The sequence below is a fragment of the Streptomyces sp. NPDC041814 genome (genome assembly GCF_055590565.1).
Genome location: NZ_JBVJAM010000014.1, coordinates 1 through 11,368, shown reverse-complemented (window position 1 = coordinate 11,368; position 11,368 = coordinate 1). Strand labels below are relative to the sequence as shown.

Annotated in this window: 4 protein-coding genes; 2 read left to right on the top strand and 2 right to left on the bottom strand. The window is 75.0% G+C overall.

Annotation, left to right across the window (positions count from 1 at the left end):
- The first annotated feature begins 157 nt into the window (after positions 1 to 157).
- Positions 158 to 2,683: a SpoIIE family protein phosphatase gene (locus ACZ6C6_RS29125; RefSeq protein ID WP_469206927.1), complete on the top strand. Its 2,526-nt coding sequence runs from the start codon at positions 158 to 160 to the stop codon at positions 2,681 to 2,683.
- Positions 2,684 to 2,759: 76 nt separating this feature from the next.
- Entirely contained in the window at positions 2,760 to 3,974 is a 1,215-nt protein-coding gene (locus tag ACZ6C6_RS29120) for a cytochrome P450 (protein ID WP_469206925.1), read from the top strand.
- A 75-nt stretch (positions 3,975 to 4,049) separates the two neighbouring features.
- On the opposite strand, the gene ACZ6C6_RS29115 is transcribed toward ACZ6C6_RS29120, so the two are convergent.
- Complete coding sequence (locus tag ACZ6C6_RS29115) at positions 4,050 to 7,112, bottom strand: type I polyketide synthase (RefSeq protein WP_469206922.1); 3,063 nt, start codon at positions 7,110 to 7,112, stop codon at positions 4,050 to 4,052.
- Between the two features lie 33 nt (positions 7,113 to 7,145).
- A partial coding sequence (locus tag ACZ6C6_RS29110) for an SDR family NAD(P)-dependent oxidoreductase (RefSeq protein WP_469206921.1) occupies positions 7,146 to 11,368 on the bottom strand: 4,223 nt, incomplete at its 5' end.

The following is an 11,368-nucleotide window of genomic DNA, read 5'->3' as shown; positions in this document are numbered from 1 at the left end:
ACGCCCCCCCCCCCCCCCCCGCCCCGCCGGCGCCGCCCCCCCCCCCCCCCCCCCCCCCCCCCCCCCCCCCCCCCCCCCCCCCCCCCCCCCCCCCCCCCCCCCACGTCCGGGGTGTCTCCGGCGTGCCGCCCCCGCCGCCCGGGAGCATGCTGGCTGTGTGACCTGGCACAGCGCAGCCGGGCTGGTGCCGCTCGGCCCGAGCGACGGCCCGCCCGGAGGAGCGGAGAACGGCCGGGCGCCGGGCGAGCTGTCCCTGGTGCTCGCCCAGTCCGTCGTGAACGCCACCGAGGCGGTCGGCGGCCGGGCCGGTGGGATCTACCTCCCCTCGCGCACCCCCGGGCTGCTCCGGCTCGCCGTCCTCGCCGGGCTCCCCGGCCCCCTGTTCCGCCCCTGGTGGCGGATGCACGTGAACCGGCCGTTCCCGATCGCCGAGGCGTTCCGCACCGGCAGCCCGGTGTATCTCGCCGACGCCGAGGACGCCATGCGGCGCTTCCCGCAGCTGATGGCCGGACTGCCGTTCCCCTTCCGCTCCCTGTACGTGCCGGTGCTGCGCCGCCGCGAACCGCTCGGCGTCCTCGTCGTCCTGCGCGGTACGACGGGTGCCGATCCGGAGCCCCGCGCCGACCGGGCCCGGCTCCGGCGCATCGCCCACGACCTCGGCGCCGAACTGGCCGGGCTCGCGGACGCCGGCACCCGGCCGGAGTGGGAGGGCGAGCCGCTGCCCGTACAGCTGCCCGCCAGGACCTCGCCGCCCGTGCGCATCGGCCGCTTCGACTGGAACCTCGCCACCGGCGCCGTGGACGCCGACGACGAGCTCGCCTCGATCCTCGGCAGCGGGGACGGCCGCTTCCCCGGCACCATCGAGGCCCTGGCCGCCCGGCTCGCCCCGGAGGACGTCTACGGCCTCTGGGCGCTGGCCCGGCAGGCGGCGGGCTCCGCCGGGCCCGTCGTGCGCCGGATGCGGCTGCGCGGCCCGGACGGGCGCTCCCACCTGCTGGAGGTGTCCGGGCGCCGGCAGGACGACGAGGGGCCTGCCGGGCACCTGACCGGCTTCCTGGTGGACCTGGGCATCGGCCCGGTCGTCGCCGAGGCCGCCGACCGGCTGCCGCGCGGCATCTTCTCGCTCGACCGCTTCGGCCGCATCACCTACGTGAACCCGCTCGCCGAGGACATGCTGGGCGCGCCCCGTGCCGCCCTGGTCGGCCGGGTGTTCTGGGAGGCCCTGCCCTGGTTCGCGAACCCGGCGTACGAGGACCACTACCGGGCCGCGATGATCTCCGACGCCCCGGTCCACTTCCTCGCCCGCCGCGACCCGCCCCCCTGGCTCTCCGTCTCCCTGTATCCCGGGCACGACGGCCTGACCGCCGTCCTCACGCCCACCGATACGCCCGCCTACACCCCGGACTCCGTCGTATCGCCCGGTCAGGGGCTCGGCTCACCGGCCGACCGGTCCGCCGCCCTCTACCGGCCGGTCGCCCTCGCCATCGCGCTCACCGAGGCCGTCACCGCCCGGCAGGTCTCCCGCGTGGTCACCGAGGAGCTGCTTCCCGCCTTCGGCGGCCGGCAACTGGCGATCTACCTGCTCAAGGAGGGCCACCTCTACCTGGAGTGGGAGACCGGCTTCCCGCACGGCTTCCTCGACCGGTTCGACGCGGTCGGCCTGGACGCCCGCATCCCCGGCGTGGAAACGCTCACCACCGGGCGCCCCATCTTCTTCGAGTCGATGCAGCGCCTGGCCGCCGCCTATCCGGGCATCCCCATGGACTCCGACGTCGGCGCCCGCGCCTTCCTCCCGCTCATCGCCTCCGGGCGCCTGGTCGGTTCCTGCATCCTCGGTTTCGACCAGCCGCGCGGCTTCAGCCCGGAGGAGCGTACGGTCCTGACCGCCCTGGCCGGCCTCATCGCCCAGGCCCTTGAGCGGGCCCGGCGCTACGACACCGAGGCCGCCCTCGCGCGCGGCCTCCAGGACGCCCTGCTGCCGCACCGGCTGCCCGCCGTCCGCGGCATCGACACCCAGGGCCGCTACCTCGCCGGCACCCAGGGCATGGACGTCGGCGGCGACTGGTACGACGTGATCGAGACCCGGGGCCGCCTCGCCCTCGTCATCGGGGACGTGCAGGGGCACGGCGTGGCCGCCGCCGCGACCATGGGCCAGGTCCGCAGTGCCGTACGGGCCTTCGCGCTCAGCGGCCACGATCCCCAGGAGGTCATGAGCGGCACCAACCGCCTGCTCATCGACCTGGACACCGGCCAGTTCGCGAGCTGCTGCTACATCGTGACGGACCCGGCCACCGGCCGGACGCACGCCGTGCGCGCCGGGCACCCCCAGCCCGTCCTGCGCCGCCCCGACGGCACCGCCGAGGTCATGGATCTCCCGGGCGGCATCGTCCTGGGCATCGACGCCGAGGCCCGCTACCCCGTCACCGAGCTGCACCTCGACCCGGGCGCCACGCTCGCCCTGTACACCGACGGCCTGGTCGAGCAGGCGGGCATCGACATCGACGTCGGGGTCGAGCGACTGCGCGCCACCCTGGCGAGCGTGGGCGCGCAGCCGCTCGCCGACACCGCCGACCACGTCATCAGCCGGGCCCGCCAGGCCGCGGACCGGCCCGACGACATCGCCCTGCTCCTCGCGGCCCGGTGGGCCGGGGAGGACGCCGGCACCGGGCGCGGGCGGCTTTAGAACCTCTTAACCAGCTCTCCCGACAATGCCGGTCCACACCGGAGAGCCGGTCGTGGACCGAGCGCCTGGGGGCCGCATGACCATCGACACCGTGACCGCCGAGACCGCAGGACTGCCGCAGTTCCCGATGACGCGCGGCTGCCCGTATCACCCGCCGGCCGGGTACGCGGAGCTTCGCCAGGAGGGCCCGCTCGCCCGGGTCCGCCTCTACGACGGCCGGGTGGCCTGGGTGGTCACCGGCTATGAGGAGACCCGGCGGCTGCTCGTGGACCCCCGGCTCTCCTCCGACCGGACCCGCCCCGACTTCCCGGTCCACGTCCCGCGCATGGCGGCCGCCAAGCTGACCGCCCTGGTGGGGATGGACCCGCCGGAGCACGACGTCCAGCGGCGCATGCTGATCCCCAGCTTCACCGTGAAGCGCGTCAACTCGCTGCGCCCCGCGATCCGCCGCATCGTGGGCGAGAAGATCGACGCGCTGCTCGCCGACGGCAGGACCACTGCGGACCTGGTGCCGGAGTTCGCGCTCCCGGTCCCTTCCACCGTGATCTGCGAACTCCTCGGTGTGCCGTACTCCGACCACGACTTCTTCGAGCAGCAGACGAGCCGGATGGTGCAGGCGACGAGCACGGCCCAGGAGGCGTCCGACGCCAGCGCCGCCCTGGTCGGCTACTTCAACGACCTCATCGCCGCCAAGGAGGCGAAGCCGGAGGAGGGCCTGCTCGACGAGCTGATCACGGACCGGCTGGCCACCGGGGAGCTCGGGCGCCTCGAACTGGCCTCCATCGCAATGTTCCTGCTGGTCGCCGGCCATGAGACGACCGCCAACATGATCGGCCTCAGCGTCCTCACTCTGCTCGAACACCCCGAGCAGCTCGCGGAGGTGCGCGACGATCCGGAGGTGGCTTCCGGCGCGGTCGAGGAACTGCTGCGCTTCCTCTCGGTCGCCGATGAACTCCAGCGGGTGGCGGCCGCCGACATCGAGATCGGCGGGGTCGTGGTGAAGGAGGGCGACGGTGTCTACCTGCCGAACGCGGCAGCCAACCGCTCCCCGCAGGTCTTCGCCGACCCCGACACCCTCGACGTCCGGCGCGGCACCCGCCACCACCTCGCCTTCGGCTACGGCGTCCACCAGTGCATCGGCCAGAACCTCGCCCGCGCCGAACTGGAGATCGCCCTCCGCGAACTCGCCGTGCGCATACCGATGTTGCGCCTGACCGAACCCCTCGAAGCCCTGGGCGTCAAGCCGGGCGGCTCCGTCCAGGGGGTGTTCCGCCTCCCCGTCACCTGGTGATCCACCCGCACACGTCACACGAAGCGAGGAGCCGGGGCCCGGCCACGGCGCCCCGGCTCCTCGCTTCGTGCCCCGCTACGCGGCGGCCAGCTCGTCCCGGATGAACCCGGCCACCGCCGACGGAGTCGGGTGCTCGAAGAGCAGCACCGGCGGCAGCACAAGACCCGTCGCCTCGCAGAGCCGGTTGCGGACCTCCAACGCCGTGAACGAGGAGAAGCCGATGTCGAGGAAGTTGTCCTCGGCCGCGATCGACTCCGGTGACGCATGACCGAGCACATCGGCCGCGTGGAGTCGTACGAGATCCAGCAGCGAACCACCCTCCTCCGGCACCGGCACCGGCACCCGCCCGGCCTCGGGCCCGGGCTCCACCCCGGGCGTCCGCCCCGCCGGGACCGGCCACCAGTGGTGCGTGTGCTCGAAGGGGTACGTGGGCAGCTCGGCCGGAGGCGCCGAGGTCTCCGCGTACCAGCTCTCCCACCGCACCCCGGCCCCCGCCGCGTGCAGCGCCGAGAGCGCCACCGCGAACGTCTCCTCGCCGGGGCGGTCCCGCACCTGCGACGGCACCGCCAGCGGCGAGGCCCCCGGCAGGCAGGCCGCGACCAACGGCGTGAGCACGGCGTCCGGACCCACCTCCACGAACGCCTCCGCACCCCCCTCGGCCAGCGCCGCCACCGCGTCCCCGAACCGCACCGGCGAACGGAGTTGCCGCGCCCAGTAGTCCGGGTCCCGCAGCTCGTCCGGGCCCGCCCGGCGCCCGGTCAGATCGGAGACGACCGGGATCAGCGGTTCATGGAAGCGCAGCCCCGCCGCCACCGCGCGCACCTCGTCCAGCGCCCCGTCCATATGGGGCGAGTGGAAGGCGTGGCTCACCCGGAGCGCGCGGATCCTGCGCCCCCGTGCCCGGAACGACTCGGCGACCTCCGCCACCGCGCCCGCGTCACCCGAGACCACCGTGGAACGCGGCCCGTTGACCGCCGCCACCGAGACCCTGCCCGCGTATCCGGCCAGCGCCCCGCACACCTCGTCCTCCGACGCCTCGCACGCCACCATCGCGCCCCCGTCCGGCATTCGCTGCATCAGCCGCCCCCGCGCGGCGACCAGGACGCAGGCGTCCTCCAACGACAGCACCCCCGCCGCGTGCACGGCGGCGAGCCCGCCGATCGAGTGCCCGGCGACCTGCCCCGGAGCCGGAAGCGTCTGCTCCAGGAGCCGGAACAAGGCGGTTTCCACGGCGAACAGCGCCGGCTGCGCGTACTCCGTGCGTTCCAGCAGCGCGGCCTCCGGACTGCCCTCGTCCGCGAGCAGCAGGCTCTTCAGCGGGCGGACCAGCAACGGCTCGAACGCCTCGCACACCTCGTCCAGGGCCTTGGCGAAGACGGGCCGCGACGCGTACAACCCGGCCCCCATGCGCGGGCGCTGGCTGCCCTGCCCGGTGAACAGATAGGCGGTCGAGGGCGCACCCGCCACGTCACCGCGCACCGCCCCCGCCGGTCTGCGGCCCGAGGCCAGCGCCGCCAGCGCGGCCAACTGCCGGGCGCGGTCGCCCGGCAGGACCACCGCCCGGTGGCGGAACGCCGTACGGCCCAGGGCCAGCGTCCGGCCCACCTCGTGGCCCGACAGCTCGGGGGCCGAGAGGAGACGCGCGTGCAGCCGGCCCGCCTGGGCACGCAGCGCGGACTCCGTGCGGGCCGACAGCAGCCACGGAGCGGGCGGCTCCGGCAGCAGCGCCTCGGGTCCGGCATCGCCCGCCGCTTCCTCCGGCTGTTCGAGGATGACGTGGGCGTTGGTGCCGCTGATCCCGAAGGACGACACCCCGGCCCGGCGCGGCCGGTCCCGGTCGGGCCAGGGGACGGACTCGGTGAGCAGTTCCACGGAGCCCGACGCCCAGTCGACGTGCGGGGTCGGCTCCGTCACGTGCAGGGTGCGCGGCAGCACCCCGTACCGCATCGCCTGCACCATCTTGATGACCCCGGCCACACCGGCCGCGGCCTGGGTGTGCCCGATGTTGGACTTGAGGGAGCCGAGCAGCAGCGGTTCGCCCTCCGGGCGCCCCTGCCCGTAGGCCGCCAGCAGGGCCTGCGCCTCGATCGGGTCACCGAGCCGGGTGCCGGTGCCGTGCGCCTCCACCGCGTCCACCTGCTGCGGAGCCAGCCGGGCCGAGGCCAGGGCCTGCTGGACGACCCGGACCTGGGTCGGGCCGTTGGGCGCGGTGAGGCCGTTGCTCGCCCCGTCCTGGTTGACCGCCGAGCCCCGCAGCACGGCGAGGACGCGGCGGCCGTTGCGGCGCGCGTCGGACAGCCGCTCCAACAGGACCAGGCCGACCCCCTCCGAGAAGCCGGTGCCGTCGGCCGCCGCGTCGAACGCCTTGCACCGGGCGTCGGGCGCGAGCCCCCGCTGCCGGCTGAACTCGACCAGCAGCACCGGGGTGGCCATCACCGTCACCCCGCCCGCCAGCGCGAGGTCGCTCTCGCCGCGCCGCAGCGACTGGGCCGCCAGATGCATCGCCACCAGCGACGACGAGCACGCGGTGTCGAGGGTCACGGCCGGGCCTTCGAGCCCCAGGTGGTAGGCGATGCGCCCGGACGCGACACTCGTCGCGTTGCCGGTCATCAGATGCCCCTCGTAGCCCTCGGGCACCCGCTCCGGCGGCGGCACGTACGCCTGGGACACCACGCCCGCGAAGACGCCCGTGCGGCTGCCCCGCAGGGAGCCCGGGGCGATTCCCGCACGTTCCAGCGTCTCCCAGGCCACTTCGAGGAGCTGCCGGTGCTGCGGGTCGGTCGCGACGGCCTCCCTCGGGCCCATCCCGAAGAACGGCGCGTCGAATCCGCCCGCACCCTCCAGGAACCCGCCCTCCCGCGTGTACGCCGTGCCGGGCCGGTCCGGATCGGGGTCGTACAGCCCCTCCAGGTCCCAGCCACGGTCCTCCGGCAGCCCGGACACCGCGTCGGTCTCCTCCGTCACCAGCCGCCACAGCGCCTCCGGTGAATCGACGCCGCCCGGGAAACGGCAGCCCATCGACACGATCGCGATCGGCTCGTGCTCCTTCTCCTCCAGCTCCTTGATCCTGCGCCGGGCCTGCCGGAGGTCGGCCGTCGTCCGCTTCAGATAGTCGCGGAGCCTGTCCTCGTTACTCATCGCCCATGCCCTCTCGTACGCGGAAATGACCGGTCATGACGCACCCAGCTCCTCGTCCAGCGCGCGGAACAGCTCCTCGTCCGTGGCCGTATCCAGATCGTCGTCCGGTGCCCCGTCGGCCTCCGGCTCCGCCGCCTGCTCGTCCCAGAGCCAGAGCGCCGCCCGCAGCCGCTCCCGCAGCGCGTCGAAGCCCTCGCCGCCGACCGTGACGGAATGCAGCAGCCGTTCCAGCTCCTCGGCGTCCGTCCGCTCGTCCGGGGCCAGGAGCCCGGACAGCCGCTCGGCCAGGGCGGCGGGCGTCGGGAAGTCGAACACCGTGGTGGTCGGCAGCCGCAGCCCGGTCGCCGCCGAGATCCGGTTGCGCAGTTCGACCGCCGTCAGCGAGTCGAACCCGATCTCCTTGAAGGCCCGGTCCGCGGTGATCTCATCGGCCGTCAGATGGCCGAGCACGGCCGCCACCTGCTCCCGCACCAGCACGAGCAGCGCCTGCGCCCGCTCGGGCCCGCGCAGCGCGGCGAGCCGGTCCGTCGCGGAGTCGGCGGTCGTCCGCACGCCACTCGCCGCCCGGCGCACCTCGGGTGCCCGCACCAGCGACCGCAGCACGGCCGGCACCCCGCCCGTGCCGGGCGCGGCCCCGGCGAGCGACCGCAGGCCGGGCCCGTCCAGCGGCGCCGGTACGAGCAGCGGCCGGCCGTCGGCGAGGGCGGCGTCGAACAACGCCATGCCCTCCGGCACCGTCATCGGGACGAGCCCGCCCCGCGCGATCCTGGCCCGGTCCGCGCCGCCCAGGTGCCCGGTCATCCCGCTCGCCGCCTCCCACATGCCCCAGGCCAGGGACACCGCGGGCAGCCCGGCTGCCCGCCGGTGGCCGGCCAGCGCGTCCAGGAAGACGTTGGCGGCCGCGTAGTTGCCCTGCCCGGCCCCGCCGAGCAGACCGGACGCGGAGGAGAACAGCACGAAGAACGACAGGTCCAGCCCCCGGGTCAGCTCGTGCAGGTGCCAGGCCGCGTCCGCCTTGGGCCGCAGTACCGCCCGCACCTTCTCCGGTGTCAGGGAGGCGAGCACCCCGTCGTCCAGGACCCCGGCCGCGTGCACCACACCCGTGAGGGGATGCGCGGACGGCACGGAGCCCAGCAGCCGGGCGAGCGCGTCCCGGTCGGCGGCGTCGCACGCGGCGATCCGCACCCGCGCCCCGAGACCGGTCAGTTCGTCGGCCAGCTCGGCCGCCCCCGGCGCCCCGGGTCCCCGGCGGCCGGTGAGCAGCAGGTGGCGCACGCCGTGGGCGGTCACCAGATGCCGGGCCAGGGCCGCACCCAGGGTCCCCGTGCCGCCGGTGATCAGGACCGTGCCGTCTCGGGGCTCGCGCGGCCGCAGAGTCAGGACGACCTTGCCGGTCTGGCGGGCCTGCCCGAAGTGGCGGAACGCCTCGGGTGCGCGGCTCACGTCCCAGGTGGTGACGGGCAGCGGTGCCAGCTCACCGGTCTCGAACAGGGCGAGCACCCGTGCCAGCGTCTCCGCGACCCGGTCCGGGGCCATGTCCAGCAGCTCGAACGGCCGGTACGCCACACCCGGCCGGACCGCCGCGATCTCCTCCGGGTCCCGCAGGTCCGCGATGCCCATCTCGATGAACCGCCCGCCCGGGGACAGCAGCCGCAGGGAGGCGTCGATGAACTCGCCGGTCAGCGAGTTGAGCACCACGTCCACCCCTCCCGTCACGTCGAGCACCTGTTGCTCGAACGCGGTCGTACGGGAGGAGGCGATGTGGTCCCCGTCGAGCCCGAGGGCCCGCAGCGCGCCCCACTTGGCCGGGCTCGCCGTGGCGAAGACCTCGGCCCCGATGTGCCGGGCCACCTGGAGCGCCGCCATGCCGACACCGCCGGCCCCGGAGTGGATCAGCACCCGCTCGCCCCGGCGCAGCCCGGCCAGCTCGACCAGCCCGTGGTAGGCCGTGGTGAACACCGCGGGCACGCCCGCCGCTTGTGCGTACGACCAGCCCTCCGGAATACGGGCGATCAGCCGCCGGTCCGCGACGGCCAGCGGCCCTACCGCCCCCGGCACCAGCCCGAACACCCGGTCGCCCGGCGCCAGACCGGTGACGCCCGGCCCGGCCTCCACGACGACCCCGGCCGCCTCCGTACCCAGCGGGGTGGCTCCCTGGACCATGCCGAGGGCGGTGAGCACATCGCGGAAATTGAGTCCGGCGGCCCGGACCTCGATCCGTACCTGCCCCTCGGACAGCGGTGCCTCGGCGGCCGGGTGCGCGGCGGCACGAAGGTCGTCGGGCGACCCGCCGGGCGTTTCCAGCCGCCACCCGGCGACGCCTTCGGGCGGCACGACTGCCGGCGCGGCGGACTCCGCCCTGCGCAGCCGTGGCACCAGCACCCGGCCGTCCCGGAGCGCGAACTGCGGCTCCCCGGTGGCGACGGCCGAGGCCAGCGCGTCCAGCGACGCCCGCTCCCCGTCGTGGTCCACCAGGACCAGCCGCCCGGGATTCTCGGTGGCGGCCGACCGCGTCAGCCCCCAGAGCGGGGCGGCGGCGAGGTCGACCGGATCGCCGGGGAGTGCGGCCACGGCACCTCGGGTGAGCACGACGAGCCGCCCGTCCGGCCCGCTCTCGTCGCCCACTCGGTCCCGCAGCCGGTCGAGCAGCCACTCGATTCCGGCCCCCGCCGCGACGGGCGCCGCGCCCTCGAACGGCGCGGAGGCGTCCAGCACGTCGAAAGCCGCCCCGTCCGCCGCTGCCGGCGGGGCGTCCAGCTCCGTCCACTCCAGGGCGTACAGCGAGTCGGAGGCCGACGCGCCCGGTGCGGCGGGCAGCTGACCGGGGGAGAGGGGGCGCAGGGTGAGGCTGTCCACGCTCACCACGGGTGCGCCGGTGGGATCCGCGACCGCGACCCGGACGGTGTCCCGGCCTCCCTCGCCGGGGGAGACGGTGACCCGCAGTGCCGTGGCTCCGGTGGCCCGCAGCACCGCCCCGGACCAGGAGAACGGCAGCCGGACGCCCTCGCCGAGGAAGTCACCGAGCCCCAGCGTGTGCAGGGCCGAGTCCAGGAGCGCCGGATGGAGGACGAACCGGGCCGCCTCCGCGTGCAGTTCCGGTGCGAGTGACACCTCGCCGTGGACGGTGTCCCCCGAGCGCCAGGCGGCCGTCAGATTGCGGAACGCGGGTCCGTACTCGTAGCCCAGCGCGGCGAGTTCGGCGTACAGCTCGCCGGTGTCCAGCGGGACGGCGCCCGCGGGCGGCCAGGCTTCGTCGTGCGTCACGTCCTGCGGCGGTACGGCGTCCGCCGGGGCGAGGGTGCCGGTGGCATGACGGGTCCACCCCGGCCCGTCGCCCAGGACGTCGTCCACCGGGGCATCGGGCCGGGAGTGCACAGCGATCCGCCTGCGCCCCTCCTCGTCGGGTGCCTCCACGGACACCTGGACCCGCACCCCGCCGCGCTCGGGCACGAACAGCGGTTCCTCCAGCGTCAGTTCGTCCACTGTTCCGGCCCCGGCTTCCCTGCCCGCCTGGAGCGCCAGATCGAGGTGGGCGGTGGCCGGGAGCAGGGGAGTCCCGTTCACGGCGTGGTCGGCGAGCCAGGGGTGGGTGCGCAGCGAGATCCGGCCGGTGAGCAGCAGCGTCCCGTTCTGGGCGAGCGTGGTCGACGCGGCGAGGAAGGGATGGTCGGCGCCGTCCACACCGAGGCTCCCGGCGTCGCTGTGCGCGGCGGGCCCCTCCAGCCAGTAGCGCTTGCGCTGGAACGGATAGGTCGGCAGATCGGTGGCGCGGCCGGGGGCAACGGGGAGAGCGGGTGTCCAGTCGACGGGGAGGCCGTGGGTGTGGAGGTGGGCGAGGGAGTGGTGGAAGCGGGTGAGGGTGCCTTCGTCGCGGCGGAGTGTGCCGGTGATGAGGGCGGTGGTGTGGGTGGTGTCGGCGGTGTCCTGGAGGGCGGTGGTCAGGACCGGGTGCGGGCTGACCTCCACGAAGACGGAGTGCTCGGCGTCGAGGAGGGCGCGCACAGCCGGTTCGAAGAGGACCGGGCTGCTCAGGTTCCGGTACCAGTAGCCGCCGTCCAGCTCGGCCGTGTCCAGGAAGGTGTTGGTGAGCGTCGAGTAGAAGGCGGTGGTGGTGGATCGGGGGCTGATGTCGTGGAGGAGGGCGTGGAGCGTCTGCTCCAAGGGGTGTACGTGGGGGGTGTGGGAGGCGTAGTCGACGGGGATGGTGCGGGCCCGGATGCCCTGGTCGTTGAGGTCCTGGACGAGTGTGTTCAGTT

Coding starts and splice junctions, on each gene's coding strand:
- ACZ6C6_RS29120 (WP_469206925.1), top strand. CDS start 2,760: ATGACCATCGACACCGTGACCGCCGAGACCGCAGGACTGCCGCAGTTC.
- ACZ6C6_RS29115 (WP_469206922.1), bottom strand. CDS start 7,112: ATGAGTAACGAGGACAGGCTCCGCGACTATCTGAAGCGGACGACGGCC.